We start from the raw sequence: 16,574 nt of genomic DNA, 5'->3' as shown, positions 1-16,574 counted from the left end.
ACAGGTCCGCCATCGCTACCTCCAGGCCGCAAAACGGCCGCCTGGAATCACAAAACGACAAACCCTGCAACGCCTTGGTTCGGTTCACACCCTAGCACGCGCGGCCGGATGTCGTGGCGCGGCCGGGCGCCTCTGGGTGCGGGAGCCTTAAGCACGAATTAGGGGCCGTCGCGGCTTGCTGCTCGATCACGACTAGCTTTGGTCTGCTCTGCGGATAGCCCGTCGCAGAGCCTCTGCCTGCGGCATGTCTCGGCAGATCAACCAGAGCGTGTCTCCAGCGAAGAGATTGGCATCGAACACGTCGATCAGGGCGGCGGGCCCAGGCGCCAGGTCTGGCCAGCGATAGAGATCGAAGCCGAGTGCGCGCAGGATTGGAAGGCCCGGTGCCACGTCCCAGATCTTCCCGCACGCGGTCGACGCATCGAGGCGACCGGTCGCGAGCAGCGCCAGATCAGCTACGGAGCTGCTCTCGCACCACGGATAGAAGCCCTGCGTTCGATCGAGGTTGAACAGTTGCGTTGCCACGGACAGCCAGCCGACGTGAAACGTGGGGCGCGTCGACCGGACCAAGGCCTGCAGAGGTTGGCTTCGCCGGCCACCGCGGGTCGGCGCCCAATAGGCGGTCCCGTCCCACGCTGCCAGTAGAAGCCCTCGCTGATCGGCTGCTGCCACGGGGGTCGGAAGTTCGTCTCTCGCCTCGACCCACCCCGGCAGAATGCAGACACTCGCCAAGGGTTGGCCGCGCCGGCAGGCGGCGATCATCGTTCCCCAGCCCGGGAGGCCGCCAGCGTAGGGCTTCGTGCCATCGACGGGATCCGCGATGAAGGTCCAGTCTGCCTCTGCCAAGAGAGTGGCCGCCCGTTCCCTGCCAAGATCCTCGGCCGTCTCCTCCTCAATCACCCGAGGCCCGAATCGCTCGTGGAGGAGCGCGCTGATCTCCAGATCCGTCTCGGTGAGGGTCTGCCCGAGATCGCCGCCCTTATGGGTGATCCGCAAACCACGCTCTCGTTTGGCCAAAGCGAGAGCACCACTGTCTTCCGCGAGGCGCAGCATTCGGTCGACGATTGCCGACACGTCCTCTGCCGAAGTGTCTTGCTGATCAGCGGCTTTCGGCATGGGCCCGGCCTCGTCGTCCATGCTGCTACTCCAGCGCGATCAGCATCCAAGTGCGCGCCATGACCATCACGTCGCCGTCGCCGGCGGATGGCTCGGATGCGATCACGCGATTGATGATCTCGCGTGCGTCCGTGCCGCTCATCCCGATTTCCTGCGCGAAGTTGCTCAAGCGCTCCATCAACCGGTTGACGGTCGCCTGATGATCAGGAATCAAATCGGTGTCGCTCATTCCTCCGCCGGCTACGCTATGTGGAGGCCTCGGTCTCTGTCAGTGCAGCAGCGCAGGTGCGCCGACGGCACCATGACGGAGAACAAGCACCAGCAGATCCACGTCCGAAATCCATTCTCCGCCATCGACTCGCCAGAAGTCGAGACCGTCATCGGACTCGACGCGGCCCCCCTGGGTCCGAAGCGCTTCAGCCACGAGGAGTATCGGGTTGATGCCTTCGATCACACCGTTCCACCCATATCTTCGTGACTCAAACGGCCGCCTGCGGGCGCTCCTCGTCTGCTAGGACAGGATCTCGGTGACGACCTTGTCGACAATATAGCGACAGCCTATCCCTTCTCGGGATGCGCAAGCAGGATCGCGGTGCGGACGGCATGCTGTTTCTGAGGTTGGGTCGCGTGAACATCCTTCAGCACCAGCGTCGCGAACGTGCTGGCCTGGACCGCAGCGTTAAGATCGAGTGCATATCCGTCGGTCAGCGGGTAGGCCACGATCGCAAGATCCGCGAGCACCGCATCCACAGCGGCGTTCACCTCATCATCGGTGACAGCATTCGCTTCGAACAGCTCGGCGACGGTCGGGGTGTTGGCCATGGCGCGGCCTATTGCAGCGTGATCGTGGCCGAGTCCATGAGGCCTGCGCGCATAGCCAGGGGCAGCAGATCGCCGTCTGTCAGCGTCTCGCCGTCCACCAGCCAATATGGCAGGCCGGCGGTCCATAGCTCCACCGTGTGGCCGCGGGCACAAAGCGCCGCAACGGCTTCGCGAATCGGGTCGTGGCCATCGCTCATAAAGCGAGGCTACCGCGGGCAGGGGAGGGCGCCAACCGGCAAACCTCAGGGGCAAGGAGCTCAAGGATTCCGTCGGCAGATTTCTGATCCTACTATGCCTAAAACTATTAATATGCCATGCTCGGAGCGACTCTTTTGAGATCGTATCGCAGTCCTGCTAAGTACCTGAAATCTGGCCAGAGGCGGTCGGTTTTTTAAAGCCCTGGATAATTTTGCCTGAGCCCTACGTGACAGCACGCCCCGGTCACAAGGGGGGATCTCCTGCCATCGTGGCTCATGATGGAAGGAGATCTACAGTCTATTGAGCGTCCATGGCAGTCGATCGTTTGCGATCAAAACACGCGCACCTTGTCGAGGTGAAGGAACACACGCTCCGCCAACTGCAGACGTACGTAGCGCCCTCTCTCACCCGCGAGTAGGACCCGCAAAGGGCGGCCATCCGCGCCACCGAAGGTCCGGCCGGCCTGATCATGCACACAACGCCAAGTCTCGCCGTCGTCCGACAGCAGCACCCGCAGCGTCCGCGAACGCTCCCGGGCGCAGTCCATGCGATTAAAGACCCGCACCTCGTTCAAGGCGTGTACTGCCTCCAAATCCACCTGCCACCACGGCGCGTCCTCGATATCCGTGTGGAACCCCGGTCGCCCGGTCAGCGGACCGTCCACGCCCCCCTGCGGCCCGTTCGCAGCGTCGAAGTAGGACCACTCGCACAGGCTGCTCTGCGCCGCCGGCTTGCCCTCGCTCACCACCCCATCGTAGTCGGGCATGCTGATGGCCCCTGATTTGGGCCGACAGTAGAACGCCTCGCCGTGCCCCGCACCGTCGAGGCGCAGCCAGCGCAGGCGTAAGTCGAAGCCCTTTAGGAAGCCCGTGATCTCATCCAGCGTACAGCCGCCCTCGTAGAGCGGGGCCTCGCTCACCTCGATATAGACGCCGTCTACCGCCGGAAGGTTCCGCGTCGCGCCCCGCAGCACCTGCAGGTCGGAACCTTGCGCGTCGATCACTAGGAGGTTGGGCATCCGTCCCGGACTGAACTCCGCCACGATCCGGTCGACCGTGGTCGTCACCATCCGCTGTGCCCCGGTGTAGACGATGTCCGGGTGGTGCTCGGCATGCACGCCGAGGGGCAGGAGACTCGAGGACTGGCCGCCGTTACTGGCCACGTTAAACACGACCTCCTCGCCCTCGCGCTCGGCACAAACTGCCTGGATCGCCCGATGGAACGGCATGGCGGCGAGGTTGGTCCTCAATGCCGAGAAGGCCGCATCGACCGGCTCGACATAGAGGCAGGGGCTGGCGCCGTTGGCCTCGTAATCGTGTCGTTCCTGGCCCTCGTTGGCCCCGACATGGAGAATGCTCTCCACCCAGTGGCCCGCGAGATTCATCTGTTCCAACGCATCCAGCATGGATCACCCGCTGCGGCAATTCGGGAATCGGTGGGGCTCGCCCCTCGGCCCTGCGCACCGTCGATGGGCATCGGACAGGGTTCGTCACACCGTGGGACAATCGGAGGCTCGCACGCGTGACGCCTCGGGACGTGTCGCGGCAATGCGGCGAGGGCAAGGCCGTCCGCGACGAAGCGACCGCGCGGGTGCCCGATGAGAGGGCGGCCCATCAGATCAGGTCGTTGCGCCACGTTACGCGGGTGCGGAGCACCTTGGCGGGAATGCCTCCCACGAGGACGTTGGCGGCGACCTCACCGCTCACGAGGGAATTGGCGGCCACGATTGAGCCGTTCCCGATCGTGGTGCCCTTTAGAAGCGTCGACATGGTCCCGAGCCACACACGGTGACCGACATGGATCGGACGGGGGGGGTTGACCCGCTCGCCAGTATCCACATCGACGATCGAGTGCATGTCGCTGACTGTGAAACTCACCCCGCCCGCGATCAGGCAATTGTGGCCGATGGTGACATCCCGGGCTTCGTGCGCGGCGATGGAGGCGTCGCCCACGAAGGCGGTGTGCTCGCCCACGATCAGCTTGGAGGCGGCCAGCAGGTAGACCCGGAGGGTCTCGAGCCGGACGTGGTCGCCGACGTGGATCGTGCCGTGTGATCGGCACAAGATCGACATGCCGTTGCAGTTCGACCCGTGCCCGATCACCACGTGGTTGTGGTGGCCCTCGAAAGTAATCGTTCCGTCGTAGGTCTCCAGGAATCCGGAGGGCGCGTCGACTTGGTTGTTCGCGCCGCGGTCGTCAATCCTGACAGGCATATCGTTGAGCTACCCTGATCTGGAAGCCGCTTCGGGTTCAGGCGAGCATACCCCGACCGAGACTCGACCAAGCCCCTACTCGGCGACCTGTACGGCCACATCAGCCTGCGACAGCCCGTTCAGGATGGTCGCGTAGCCCGGCAGGGCTTGGAACGCGTCGCGCGCCGACGGGCTTCCGAAGATGACGGCGAACGCGTGCGTGAAGCCTTCCGCCCGCGCGCGCAGATCGACATCTGGACCGCAGGCGAACGAGGCAACCTCACCGACGCGGTCGCACAGCGCGATGAGCGATTGGAGAGTGGCATCGCACTCTCGTTGCGTCGCCTCGGCGCCGAAACGAAGCAGGAGGGTGTGGCGGATCATCGGGCGATCCCGGTTCGATCCTGTTCGCCTCTCATCACTCGTCCCTCACTACCGCTGCACGCGGATCCACCCCGCACCGGATTGCGCGAAGGCCGGAGCTGACCCTCCTGAACATCCGGCGTTTTTAGCTCAGCATTAGTAGGAGCGCCATCGGTCCCGACAGGACACAGCCGGCACCGCGGATCCGAAGTGCGGCGGGTCAGTGACGCCAGCAAACCCCAGAGCGCAGAAGCCGGGCGGGATTGCCGACGATCAGGCTGTTGGGTGCGAAGCCGCTAGTCACGATCGAGCCGGCGCCGACGACGGAGTCGTGGCCGACACGCGCTCCCTTCAGGATCATGGCCCGAGCCCCCACCCAGACGTGCTCCCCGACCCGAATATCGCTCGCTTGGTTGATGCGCTCGCCTGTGGCGACGTCGAACACCGGGTGGAAGTCCGAGGCGCTGAACACCGTATCTCCCGCGATCAGGCAACGCGAACCGATGCTGATCTGAGCACCTTCATGCGTGCTGAGGCTTACAGCACCCGCGAACCCGACCTCGCGCCCGATGTCGATCCGCGCGCCCTCACCGAACGCGTTGAGGGTCAGCCGTCCAATCACACAGTCCGGGCCGATCGTGACCGAGGCATGCGAGCCGATGGCGAGAGAAAAATCGCCGCTGGTCACCGGCCCGTCGATCTCGACGCGCGCGCCCTCACCGGTGAACAGGATGCTGCCGGTGGAATAGCGCCGAAATTTCTCCGACAACACGATGTTGTTGGCGCTGAGGTTTCCGCGAATCTCGACCGTCATGCCCGCTCGTTAAAGGTGCGCAGAGTACGCCGACACCCGTTTAGAACCCCGTCGGCCCACACTGCAATGGATGAGACGGCTGCCTGGAGAGCCTCAGCCAGCGAACGATCACGCCAGGAGAAACTCGCAGCCTTTCAGCTGGCTCGCCATCCAAGCACCGGGATGCGCCACAGTCGCGAGAGTATGCCTTCGTCACGGTACCGCCACCTTCCCAGAGCCAACAGCCCGGGCTTTCTGAGCAATGGGACGCTGGATGACCTTCCTGCACGATCTGCCGATCGCCGACCTGATCGCGCATTATGGCTACCTCGCCATCTTCGCCATCGTCACGCTGGAGAGCGCCGGGCTGCCGCTGCCCGGTGAGACTGTTCTGCTGACCGCGGCGGCCTATGCCGGCGGCACCGGCAACATCAACATCGCCGTCGTGGTAGCGATCGCCGCCGCTGCCGCGATCCTGGGCGACAATGCCGGCTACTGGGTGGGCCGGCGATGGGGCCTGCCTCTCCTCCTGCGAAAGGGCCATCTGATCGGGCTCGATCATGGCCGGCTCAAGCTCGGCCAGTACCTGTTCCGCCAGCATGGCGGAAAGATCGTTTTCTTTGGCCGCTTTACCGCGATGCTGCGCGCCTACGCGGCCGTGCTCGCCGGCGTGAACAAACTCGATGCCCGCCGCTTCATGGCCTTCAACGCCTTCGGTGGTGTAGCCTGGGCCTCGATCATGGGTTTTGGTGCCTACCTATGCGGGCGCTCGATCGAGAACATCATGGGGCCGGTCGGGCTGAGTCTGCTCGCCCTCGTCCTCATCGGCGCTGTGGCGCTGTGGCTGTTCATGCGCCGGCACGAAGCACGCCTCATGGTCGCCGCAGAGGCCGCGATCCCGGGTCCGCTCGTCGGGCGACCGGACCAGGATACATCGATGCTAGCAACCAGCCGCGCAGAGAGCTGGGGTTCGCCGGCGGATCAAAACAGTCCGGCCCAGCAAGCCTTCCAAATCCAGATGGAAACGCTCCTCGGACAGCGCGAGGCCGAACCGGCTCAGGCCGATACCGAGGGGAAGGGTGAGCGCGCGGCATCCTTGCCCTGGTGGTTCAAGCTCCCAGTCCTTCTTCTCATCGCAGCCGTCGGCATGTCCCTGGCCTCGTGGCACGACGGCGTGACCGGCGGCCTATACGGGCGCTTGGCCAGCCACATCGGCACGATCGGATTAGGCCTTCTCCTATCCGTTCCCGCGGCCCTTCTGATCTGGATCGGTTGGCGTCTGCGGCAGCAGCCGCCGACGTCCGACACCGACTCGGAGGCCAGCGGTTCGCTCGAAATGCCCGCGTGAGCGCAGCGCCGCGTTCTGAGGGTGCCGTCAAGCGCTCAACGCGCGGCGTCCACGGACGCGACGGCCAAGTCGGTGACCTGACCGCAGCATCAGCGCAATCGACCGGCCGCCCTCCCGGCTCAGCCTCGCGCCTCGGCGAAACACATCCGTCTCACTCGGCGGAGCTTGCGTCCGCATCCTCGTCCGACTGGGCCTCGTCCGATTCACGCTCAGTCGCGGCATCGTCGTGAGCGGTGGCGTCGACGGCGACGTAAAAGTCGCCTCGGCGCACCGCCTCACCACCCGTGACCATCATGCTCAGATACGTATTCAACGTGTTGGGGGCGACGTCGGGCAGGCGACGCTCAATCTCCGCGTGCGACAACCCCTGCGGTCCGGTTCCGTCCAGAAGCGCCTTCAATCGACCTTTCGCGGAATTTGCCCGGGGACCACGGCTGCCGCGCCCGGTGGCCCGTCGGGAGCGGGTCTGCATCTCATTTGCAGGAATGAGCTTGGGAAATGCGCTGCTCTCCTCGAGATCCGTCCCCTCGACGATCACCGCGAGTGATCGCTCGGCCGTTCGAAGCTTGTTCAACTCGCCCGTGATGCGCTCGTAGTCAGCCTCAAGATCCGCTCGCCGTTTCCGCACATCGGCCAGGGCCTTCGCAAGCGTGTCGTCTCCGACCATCGACTCGTTCTCAAAAGCGTCACCGGAGAGATGCTTGGGCCATAAGCCGTTTGGGACGTCAATCGACTCGCCTGGTCGCCAGCTCCGATCGATAGAGTCGCTCGATGTGGAGCCGTTGAATGACTGGGCTATATGGAGACGAGCCAGCGCTGGTCGGTTCTGTCCGGACCTCGCGAAGGCGTTGCGGTCCGGCTAGACACCGGCGCATCCAAGCGCGGAACCGCGCGTATCGCTATCGTTGCCGCAATCTACGGTGCGGGACCGGACCGGCGGGTTGATCCGTCCCGTATCGCAGCCGACCTTTCGCGCGGATTCTACCCCGTCTCAAACCGGCCATGGTCGGGACGAGATCCGAGGCTTGGAGGATGCAGCGGGCGGTAACCGCCTTACCCAACCCCGTTCCTAGCTGACGGCGTTCAGCCTGGGCGCGCAAAGCCGCCGGGTCGGCTTGGCCTGGCACCACAAACGCACTTTTGCCCATGTTTGCGCCGATGCCTCGATCGAACCGAGGTTTGGTCCCATGAACGACTCTACGCCGGCCACTGAGCGCCGGAGCCCACTCGAATCGTATCTGCATGTCCTACATGCGCTTATCCTGCGCGATATGCGCACCCGATTCGGCGCATCCATCTGGGGCTACGGCGTCGTGGTTCTGTGGCCGTGCGTCCACATCTTCATGCTGATCGCGATCTACACATTCCAGAAGCTACCGGCACCACTCGGCGACGACAGAGCAATGTTCTTCGCGACCGGCGCTGTTCCCGTTCTTGTATTTCAGTATATTTCCCGCGAGGTCATGAAATCTGTGATCATGAATCGCCCGCTGACGTACTATCCTCAGGTTAAACTGTTTGACTTGATATTTTCACGCATCCTCGTCGAGATCGTGACCGGCTTCCTAGCGCTGCTCGTTGTCAGCTCAGTTCTTGTGGCGATAGGGGTGAATCCGATTCCTTCGAACCCCCTTACTGCCGTCGGCGGCTATATAGCCGCGATCATTCTCGGCATTGGGGTCGGGACAATTAACGTTGCAATCATCGGATTTTTTCCCGGCTGGATGATCGGATACGCGCTATTCAGCATCATATTGTATGTATCCAGCGGCGTGATGTTTATGCCTAGCTATCTTCCCGAAAAAGTGTACTTCTGGATGAAATTCAATCCTGCGCTACAAACGGCGGAATGGGTGAGATCTGCATACTACCCGTATGCAGGACTTCAGATAGACTATATATATGTGATGATGTTCGGATTAACATCCACCACCATAGGCCTGTTTTTGCTCAAACACGTCGTAAGCAAAATGCAAGGCTGAGGAATTGCGAGGCTGACGGACTGCATGCTTTGACGGCCTCAGCACGCTCGTCAAGTCATCGACTTAGCGAGTACTCGTCAATGGGCATTACAGCTCCTGACCGAGCCCTCATCTTGCCAACAGGCGGGATGAGGCGCTTGGAAATCGCGGGAGCAATTGGCCCGGATGTGACAGATGCTCGCCGCTGCCCGATGCCGCTTGCGACGGAATTCGGCTTGACCGCCTAGTCAATTCGTCAGCCGGCACAGGGAACGATTGCGCCCTGAAGCGAGGCACCTGTCGCATCCGTCACCTCCGCTTGCAAACGGTCCGCCATCACTTGGCGCCCCTCCGAAATCACGTGGACGATGTCGGTGAACAGGGCGCGGGTGTCGGCCTCGAACAGCCGGCTCAGGTCCCGCGCGGCGAAAGACCGGTCGGCCGTGTCCAGCCGCCCGAGGACGCTCTCGAAGCGCTCGTACTGGCGGTCGAGATAGGCGAGGAACGCTCCGGACGCGGCGCCGGCCTCCGCGCCCGCGAGCGTCCCCTTCCGGACGACCGTCGGCTGCAGGAGGAACCGCACCGGCGCGCCGATCCCGGGCGCGAGCCGCGCGAGGCGCCTGAGCGCCAGCTCGAACTGCCGCACCACCTCCCATTCCCAGATGTCGGACTGCCAGTTCGTCAGCGCGCGCAGGTTCTCGAGGCGATTGAAGATCATCGCCTGCAGGCCGTCATACGACAGGTCCTCCGCGTCTTCTGCGGATCTCCTCGGGTCGAAGAAGTAGTCGTAGAGACTCTCGTTCGCGAAGTGATTGTAGGGAACGCCCGCCCGCGGATCGAAGCTCCAGGGCTGGAAAATGTCGGTCGCGCCGCCGACGATCAGGATGACGTCGGGCTGCAGGTCCATCAGCCGCGTTGTGACCAGGGCGATCATCTGATTCAGGCAGGCCGAGACTGCGCCGAAATTGTAGACCCGCGCGCCCGGCCCGTGCGCTTGCTTCAGCCCGGTCTCCAGCCGCCCAGGCACGGTGTCGGCGAAGACCTGACCGTCGATCAGCGTGCTGTCGCCGACGACGAAGACCCGCAGCGTCTCGGAAGGCGGCCGCGCGTCCGCGTGCGCGTCGTTGCGATACCCGAGCGCGTCGTAGCGCCAGCCCTGACCGGACGCCTCCGTCAGTGGCTTGCCGGCGAAATGCGTGTAGGGCGCGGGAAATCGGCTGTTCGCGTCGAAGTTCTGGAAGCTCTGCAGGAACTTCCGCCGTCGCGCGTCTGCGCTGTCTTCGGGCGGCCGGTGGGCCATGGTCTATCTCCTCCCCGGGCGGGGGCCCGGTGGCTGTGTGATGGTCGGTGGACCGAGCGGCGGGACGGCGGGCCCGCTCAGCTCCGCAGAGTCGCGTGGTTCTCCAGGAACCAACCGTAGGTCTGGCGCAGGCCGTCCTCGAGGGCGATCTCCGGCCGCCAGCCCATCGCCCGCAACCGCGACACGTCCATCAGCTTGCGCGGCGTGCCGTCGGGCTTGGTGGCGTCGAACGCAAGCTCGCCCTCGTAGCCGATCACCCGCGCCAGAGCCTCGGCGAGCTGACGGATGGTGCAATCCTCGCCGGTCCCCACGTTGATGTGCGACAGGTCGGGACGCGTGTTCGCGGCGTAGACCGCGTCGTCCATCTCCATCACGTAGACGCTGGCCCGCGCCATGTCGTCGACGTGCAGGAACTCGCGCATCGCCCGGCCGGTGCCCCAGACGATGACCTTCGCCAGACCCTCCCGCTTCGCCTCGTGGACGCGGCGCATCAGCGCCGGCAGGACGTGGGCGTTCTCGGGATGGAAGTTGTCGTTCGGCCCGTACAGGTTCGTCGGCATGACGCTGCGATAGCGCCGCCCGTACTGGCGATTGTAGCTCTCGCACATCTTGATCCCCGCGATCTTGGCGATCGCGTAGGGCTCGTTGGTGGGCTCCAGCAGCCCGGTCAGCAGGGCGTCCTCGCGCATCGGCTGCGGGGCGAGCTTCGGGTAGATGCAGGACGAGCCGAGGAACAGCAGCCGATCGACGCCGTGCGTGTGCGCGGCGTCGATGAGGTTCGACTGGATCAGCAGGTTCTCGTGGATGAACTCGGCCGGGTACGTGTTGTTGGCGTGGATGCCGCCGACGCGAGCGGCGGCGAGGTAGACCTGATCGATGCCGTTGTCGGCGAAGAAGCGCCGGACCGCCGCCTGATCCAGGAGGTCGAGCGTCCGGCGGTCCGCCGTGAGGATCCGCTCATGGCCGAGCTCGCGCAGCCGACGCACGATCGCCGAGCCCACCATGCCCCGATGGCCCGCCACAAAAATGGTCTGACCTCGACCGTCCATCGATCCACCTTCTCCGCGGCAAGCTCGGCTCGAAAATGCTGTTCAGGATCAACCGCCTGCGGCAAGGCGACATCCACTTCGTCAAAACGTGCCTCAGCGTTTCAGCACACGGCCCAGCAGGCGGCCGAGACCGTTCGTGGGCTGGGTTGCTGACTGCGCCTGTGCCACAGATGCCAACGATCGCGCTTGAACTGTAGCAGCAGCATCCTTCTCGATGAGAAACATGCCCCAACCGATATAGCTACGATCGCGCAGCTCCGAGATCGGGACCGATGTCCTCGGGTCATCGCTGAGATGCGGCGTCAGGAATATCTGCCGGGCGGGCCCAAAGGTCTCGATCCCGTCGATGTAACCCTGCACGTCGGCAAGCTCCATGCCGACTTCCATGATACCGTAAGTGTCCATCACGTTGACCGACACCTCGTCCGTCTCATGCTGCCCACCTGGCTCAAGGAGCACGATCCGGCCAGGATCCTTGAGGGCGCGCTCGTAGCGTCGCATAGCGGCCGGCCGGTCCGGTATGTGATGGAAGGCGTCGAAGCACAGTACGGCGTCGAAGACCCCCGCGCGGAACGGCAGATTCTCCGAGTCGCCGACCACAAGGTGGGGCTGATTGTTCGGGCCCATCCGTCGACGTCCGACATCGGGGTAGACGCGCGAGATGTCGATACCGACGGCATCGATGCCGAGATTCATCAGCCACTCAGTCGTCCAGCCATACCCGCATCCCGAGTCGAGCACCCGATGGCCGTGTTGCAATTGTAGGAACGGTAGGCAGTTGCCGAAGCCTCGTATGAGATCGGCTGGGTGATTGTAGATGTTTGGGTTGAATGGCGACAGCAACCCTGGCGCTAGGAAGTTCGCCTTATCCTCGACCTTGTCGAGCAATCCGATCTCGGACGTTTTGTGGTTGTCCCCGCGACGCCCACTGGCGTCGACACCGGCGACCGCCTGACGCAAAGCGACGACGAGCTCCGCAGGGATGCGCGGTGCGATGACCTGATCGAGAAAATCGTGGTGGCTCTGCCAGTCGCGCAGGGACGGAGGCAGTAGCTCCGGGATCGTGTCGACGATCGGGTACCACATGCCCGTATCGGTGGCGACGAGGAGCCCGTCGATGACGATTGTCTGACGGCTCCGCTCCGGGTCATCCGGGGCGGTCTCATGCCGCGCCAAAAAGGAGGTGTAGAATGCCCCCGACTCTCCTTCCAACGCTGGCCCAACCGCCACGCCCGGGCGGCTCACGCGGCTCCCCGGCTTGCCATACGGTCCGATGAAAGGAACTTCCGCCTCAGTTGCGCCGACGAGAACGAACGGGGCACCCGTGTCCGGTGATGCGAGCAAATCGAGAAGGCTGTAGCGCATCGCACTTCCAGTCAGAGTGGCTGAGGCGCGACGTTTATCCCTCCTAACCGGTTTAAGCCAACCTCGATACGCCGTCGCCCTCTGAGCGAGACGCAGTCCGCGGCTGATATTGAGGCGAACTCATGGCCCTTCCCCCCTGTCGTGGGATCCTAGCGTGATGAAAGGGGATCACAGTCGCAGGGAGTTCGCGCGGCCGGCCAATCCTACCGCAAAGCCTCGGCTGGGGCGGCCAAGCCGAGCGTCATCGAGCATGATGCGGCTAGCAGCTATACCAGATTGGCTCCTCCGAGATTGGGCGTTGTGATGGCGTACGATTCGCGGCATCAGTCGCAGGAGCCGGTCATCGCCAACTCGATGGGAATTCCGTGAGCAGTCTGAAATTCGGGACGAGCGGCTTGCGCGGTCTCGTAACCGACCTCGTCGGCAGCCCGAGCTACGCCTATGCCAGCGCGTTCTTCCGATCCGTCGCCCCGCGCGAAGGCGGCCGCATGGTCGTCATCGGGCGAGATCTGCGCGACAGCAGCCCCGGCATCGCCGCGACGGTGGCGGACGCCGCGGCAGGCGCCGGCTTCACGGCGATCGATTGCGGCCCGCTGCCAACCCCGGCCCTCGCCCTCGAGGCGATGCGGCGCGGTGCCTATGCGGTCATGGTCACGGGCAGCCACATCCCCGAGGATCGCAACGGCCTGAAATTCTACCGGCCCGAGGGTGAGATCACCAAGACCGACGAGGCCGCTATCCTGGCCGCCCTCGAGGAGGGCGCGTCCGGCGAGGGCCAGTCCGCGACGCCCGCCACGCCTGAACCCGACGCGATCGCGCGCTACCAGCAGCGCTACGCCACCGCCTTCGCGCCGGACATTCTGAAGGGCCTGCGCATCGCGGTCTATCAGCAGAGCTCGGTGGCCCGCGACCTGCTGTCCGAGCTGCTCGCCGGCTTTGGCGCGCAGGTGACGCCGATCGGCCGGTCGCAGGTCTTCGTGCCGATCGACACCGAAGCCCATCGTCCCGAAGACATCGCCTTCATCCGCGATGTCATGGCACCGGGGTCTTTCGACGCCCTTGTGACCACGGACGGCGACGCCGACCGGCCGCTGGTGGCCGATGGGACGGGCCGGATCCTGCGGGGCGACGTGCTCGGGCTCATTACGGCCCGTTACCTCGACGCCGACACGGTAGTGGTGCCGGTCACGGCCGGCTCGGCGCTCGAGCATTCCGGCGGCTTCCGGAAAGTTGTTCGTACGAAGGTGGGATCGCCGTTCGTCATCGCCGGTATGGAGCGGGCGACGTCTGCCGGGGCGCGGATCGTCGCCGGCTTCGAGGCTAACGGCGGCTTCCTGCTCGGATCGGACGTCACGCTCCACGGTAGGACTTTAGCCGCCCTTCCGACGCGCGACGCGATGCTGCCGATCCTCGCCACATTGGCAGCGGCGCGCGCGACCGGCACCGCCCTCGCAGATCTCGTGGCGTCCCTAGATGCGGGCGAGATGGCGAGCGACCGCCTGCCCAACACCCCGTCCGACACCAGCACCGCCTTCCTCGAGCGCCTCCAGGATGCGGACTACCGCGCCGCCTTCCTCGGCCCGATTGGGTCATCCAACTCGATTGATCAGCAGGACGGGATCCGGATCGAACTGAACGGCGGGCGCACGATCCATTTCCGGGCTTCGGGAAATGCGCCCGAGCTGCGCTGCTATGCGGAGGCCAAGTCGGCGCAGGAGGCGCAGGACCTCGTCCGATGGGGACTTGCCTCCGCCGCGACCGCGATGGCGGCAAACGCCTGAACCCTCACGAAGCCTCGGAGCGATGCCCGAACAACGCAAGAAGCCGGGGCTCTCTTCAAGACGCGCTGACGACCTTCACCTCTTGGCGCGACCGCGCGGGGAAGGCCAACGGACGGGCTTCGCGCGACATGCCCGATGGCCACACGCGCCTTGCTACCGGTCGGCGTACCCCGCCGCGACGGGCCTGCGCAGGCCCGCTTCGAGATCGATGTGCGGCTGCGTCGAGTGCGCAGGTACCGGTCGTCACGTTCCTGCGCCGGGTCTGGTTGCAGAACTTCCGCCTCAACGAACGTGACGATGACGCACTGTACGCAGACGATCGGGTCCGGTGGCGCGCCGAGACCGACGGCAATCCGGCCGCCCACACGATGGTCGCCTCGCCCTACGACCTGGACGTCCATAACGCGAAGAAGTGCATCACCTGAATCGATCACGAGGTCCACATCACGGAGCGGTACCACGACGGCGGCCGCCGGTGATCGCCCACAGAGCGTCGATCCCGGCCCGGTCTCGAATCACGCGGTGCTCGGCCGGCGGCACATCGCGCTCGCGGCGGAGGACCTGCTCCAAGCGCACGATCTCGTCGACGTCGCCTCCATCGACGCTGAAGGCCTCGCGTCGACCATGGCTTATCACGGTGGCGACCTCATCGGGCCAATGCCGGGGAACAACCAATTGGAGGCGGGCACCGAGGGAGCATTCGCGCTCGAAGATTTCCAGCTCGATCGGTATCGCTAGGTCGCTGTCGACCCGGCCGGCCACAGCAGCCGGATCCGGCATTTCGACTGCAACTTCGGACCTAAGGTAGTGCACACCCGGTTGGCGATGAGGACCACAATGCCTGCATCCTGCAATGGCGCTGCACGCGCTCGGAGCGCCGCCTGGGGACACCGCGCTCGTGAGAGGAACATGGGGCACACGGCGGCACGGGCGCGCGAGGGTCAGCCAGCTGTCGCACTGCCGACCGGGGAAGGCGAACCGGCTTCGAGGGCACGTGTCGCGCGGGATGCGGGCGATGTGGCTGCGCGGAAGTCGCCATCTCGCCTTGGCCAATTCGGCACGGCTGAGATTTGACTACAGCACTTGGTGACGACCGCTCTTATCAACCTCAATCGCCTCGCTGCGCCTGGATCGACGACACGCCCGCCGCCAGAACCCCGCGCTCCGCCTTCACGCGCCTTATGGCTTGGCCGACAGGCGCGTAGGCGTTAGCCGGCAGGATCGAAAACGGGGCGTTCCCGATCCGGGCTGTGTTTCGGCGTGCAACTTTGACCCCCTGAGGTAGGGGATCGGCGTCCAATTCTGACCCCCTGAAGCTTGGTCTCGCGGACTGCCCTCCGGGACGACCGGACGGGTGGTGGGGGATGAAGGGCGTGGACACGATTGCGCGCATTCGGCGCGAGTTCTTCACCCGCGGCCGCGCGATCAAGGACATCGTCCGCGACCTGCACGTCTCTCGCAATACGGTCCGCAAGGTCATCCGCTCGGGTGCGACCGCCTTCGCCTACGAGCGCGAGGTGCAGCCCTTGCCCAAGCTCGGCCCCTGGCGGGATCACCTCGATCGGATGCTGGCGGCGAACGCCGTCAAACCGCCTCGCGAGCGGCTCACCCTGATCCGGATCTTCGAGGCCCTGCGCGGGCTCGGGTATGAGGGCGGCTACGACGCGGTGCGCCGCTACGCCAAGGGCTGGAAGCGCACGCGCACGGCCGTCACCGCACCCGCCTTCGTGCCGCTCGTCTTCGCCCCCGGCGAGGCCTACCTGTTCGACTGGAGCCACGAGATCGTGCTGATCGGCGGCACGACCACGACGGTCAAGGTCGCCCACGTCCGGCTCTGCCACTCGCGCATGCCGTTCGTGCGGGCCTACCCGCGCGAGAGCCAGGAGATGGTCTTCGACGCCCACGACCGGGCGTTCGCTTTCTTCCGCGGCACCTGCCAGCGCGGGATCTACGACAACATGAAGACTGCGGTGGAGACGATCTTCGTCAGGCGCGAGCGCGCCTACAACCGCCGCTTCCTGCAGATGTGCTCGCACTACCTCGTCGAGCCGGTAGCCTGCACGCCCTCATCAGGGTGGGAGAAGGGTCAGGTCGAGAACCAGGTCGGGCTGGTGCGCGAGCGCCTGTTCACGCCGCGCATCCGGGTGAAGAGCTACGACGAACTGAACGCCCTGCTGCTCGACGGAATGATCGTGACCTTGCCCCGTGTTTGCCCCCGTTCATAACCAGAGTCCGTTCTGGTTCTGGTCCTGTTGGGACCGGGTTGCAAATGCGTTCGGGGTGAGC

17 protein-coding genes and 2 pseudogenes are annotated in these 16,574 nt (G+C 64.8%); 5 read left to right on the top strand and 14 right to left on the bottom strand.

Annotated elements, in window-relative coordinates; all coding sequences use genetic code 11:
- Positions 1-192: 192 nt before the first annotated feature.
- From ABIC70_RS28120 to ABIC70_RS28080, 9 genes are all read right to left on the bottom strand, one after another.
- On the bottom strand, positions 193-1,137 hold the full coding sequence (locus ABIC70_RS28120; protein WP_354442380.1) for an inositol monophosphatase family protein: 945 nt from the start codon (positions 1,135-1,137) through the stop codon (positions 193-195).
- Positions 1,138-1,141: 4 nt separating this feature from the next.
- Positions 1,142-1,345 (bottom strand): hypothetical protein, encoded by a 204-nt coding sequence (locus tag ABIC70_RS28115; protein WP_354442378.1) that lies wholly within the window; start codon positions 1,343-1,345, stop codon positions 1,142-1,144.
- A 39-nt stretch (positions 1,346-1,384) separates the two neighbouring features.
- On the bottom strand, positions 1,385-1,570 hold the full coding sequence (locus ABIC70_RS28110; protein WP_354442377.1) for a hypothetical protein: 186 nt from the start codon (positions 1,568-1,570) through the stop codon (positions 1,385-1,387).
- A 104-nt stretch (positions 1,571-1,674) separates the two neighbouring features.
- Entirely contained in the window at positions 1,675-1,938 is a 264-nt protein-coding gene (locus ABIC70_RS28105; protein ID WP_354442376.1) for a hypothetical protein, read from the bottom strand.
- A gap of 8 nt (positions 1,939-1,946) precedes the next feature.
- Entirely contained in the window at positions 1,947-2,135 is a 189-nt protein-coding gene (locus ABIC70_RS28100; protein WP_354442375.1) for a hypothetical protein, read from the bottom strand.
- A 332-nt stretch (positions 2,136-2,467) separates the two neighbouring features.
- Positions 2,468-3,541 (bottom strand): FkbM family methyltransferase, encoded by a 1,074-nt coding sequence (locus ABIC70_RS28095; RefSeq protein WP_354442374.1) that lies wholly within the window; start codon positions 3,539-3,541, stop codon positions 2,468-2,470.
- Between the two features lie 208 nt (positions 3,542-3,749).
- Positions 3,750-4,349 carry an acyltransferase gene (locus ABIC70_RS28090; protein WP_354442373.1) on the bottom strand — a complete coding sequence of 200 codons (600 nt, stop codon included), beginning with the start codon at positions 4,347-4,349 and terminating at the stop codon, positions 3,750-3,752.
- A 75-nt stretch (positions 4,350-4,424) separates the two neighbouring features.
- Positions 4,425-4,712, bottom strand: coding sequence for a Dabb family protein (locus ABIC70_RS28085; RefSeq protein ID WP_354442371.1), 288 nt, complete (start codon positions 4,710-4,712; stop codon positions 4,425-4,427).
- A 199-nt stretch (positions 4,713-4,911) separates the two neighbouring features.
- Positions 4,912-5,505 carry an acyltransferase gene (locus ABIC70_RS28080; protein ID WP_354442369.1) on the bottom strand — a complete coding sequence of 198 codons (594 nt, stop codon included), beginning with the start codon at positions 5,503-5,505 and terminating at the stop codon, positions 4,912-4,914.
- A 253-nt stretch (positions 5,506-5,758) separates the two neighbouring features.
- Between ABIC70_RS28080 and ABIC70_RS28075 the strand changes: the two are divergent.
- Positions 5,759-6,394 (top strand): annotated as a pseudogene (locus ABIC70_RS28075) (DedA family protein); the annotation flags it as partial.
- A gap of 589 nt (positions 6,395-6,983) precedes the next feature.
- On the opposite strand, the gene ABIC70_RS28070 reads toward ABIC70_RS28075, so the two are convergent.
- The gene (locus ABIC70_RS28070) at positions 6,984-7,499 is read right to left on the bottom strand and encodes a hypothetical protein (RefSeq protein WP_354442367.1); all 516 of its coding nucleotides are present in this window, start codon (positions 7,497-7,499) and stop codon (positions 6,984-6,986) included.
- Between the two features lie 520 nt (positions 7,500-8,019).
- Here ABIC70_RS28070 and ABIC70_RS28065 point away from each other — a divergent pair.
- Positions 8,020-8,814, top strand: a complete 795-nt coding sequence (locus tag ABIC70_RS28065; RefSeq protein WP_354442365.1) for an ABC transporter permease — start codon at positions 8,020-8,022, stop codon at positions 8,812-8,814.
- A gap of 235 nt (positions 8,815-9,049) precedes the next feature.
- On the opposite strand, the gene ABIC70_RS28060 is transcribed toward ABIC70_RS28065, so the two are convergent.
- From ABIC70_RS28060 to ABIC70_RS28050, 3 genes are all read right to left on the bottom strand, one after another.
- On the bottom strand, positions 9,050-10,093 hold the full coding sequence (locus ABIC70_RS28060) for an SGNH/GDSL hydrolase family protein (protein WP_354442363.1): 1,044 nt from the start codon (positions 10,091-10,093) through the stop codon (positions 9,050-9,052).
- A 77-nt stretch (positions 10,094-10,170) separates the two neighbouring features.
- Positions 10,171-11,142, bottom strand: coding sequence for a GDP-L-fucose synthase (gene fcl, locus ABIC70_RS28055; RefSeq protein ID WP_354442361.1), 972 nt, complete (start codon positions 11,140-11,142; stop codon positions 10,171-10,173).
- Positions 11,143-11,235: 93 nt separating this feature from the next.
- The gene (locus tag ABIC70_RS28050) at positions 11,236-12,507 is read right to left on the bottom strand and encodes a methyltransferase domain-containing protein (RefSeq protein ID WP_354442359.1); all 1,272 of its coding nucleotides are present in this window, start codon (positions 12,505-12,507) and stop codon (positions 11,236-11,238) included.
- A gap of 365 nt (positions 12,508-12,872) precedes the next feature.
- Here ABIC70_RS28050 and ABIC70_RS28045 point away from each other — a divergent pair, with 365 nt between their 5' ends.
- Together ABIC70_RS28045 and ABIC70_RS28040 are read left to right on the top strand one after the other, a co-directional pair.
- Positions 12,873-14,288, top strand: a complete 1,416-nt coding sequence (locus tag ABIC70_RS28045) for a phosphomannomutase (RefSeq protein WP_354442357.1) — start codon at positions 12,873-12,875, stop codon at positions 14,286-14,288.
- Between the two features lie 266 nt (positions 14,289-14,554).
- On the top strand, positions 14,555-14,713 hold the full coding sequence (locus ABIC70_RS28040; protein ID WP_354442355.1) for a hypothetical protein: 159 nt from the start codon (positions 14,555-14,557) through the stop codon (positions 14,711-14,713).
- A gap of 19 nt (positions 14,714-14,732) precedes the next feature.
- Here ABIC70_RS28040 and ABIC70_RS28035 read toward each other — a convergent pair whose 3' ends face one another.
- A complete protein-coding gene (locus ABIC70_RS28035; RefSeq protein WP_354442353.1) occupies positions 14,733-15,050 on the bottom strand; it encodes a hypothetical protein in 318 nt (105 codons plus the stop codon).
- A 602-nt stretch (positions 15,051-15,652) separates the two neighbouring features.
- Between ABIC70_RS28035 and istA the strand changes: the two are divergent.
- Positions 15,653-16,480, top strand: a pseudogene (gene istA / locus ABIC70_RS28030) (IS21 family transposase); the annotation flags it as partial.
- Positions 16,481-16,574: the final 94 nt, after the last annotated feature.

This window comes from Methylobacterium sp. 1973 (assembly GCF_040545035.1).
In the GTDB taxonomy this organism is placed as follows: Bacteria; Pseudomonadota; Alphaproteobacteria; order Rhizobiales; family Beijerinckiaceae; genus Methylobacterium; species Methylobacterium fujisawaense.
This window is presented reverse-complemented; position numbering and strand designations above follow the sequence as displayed.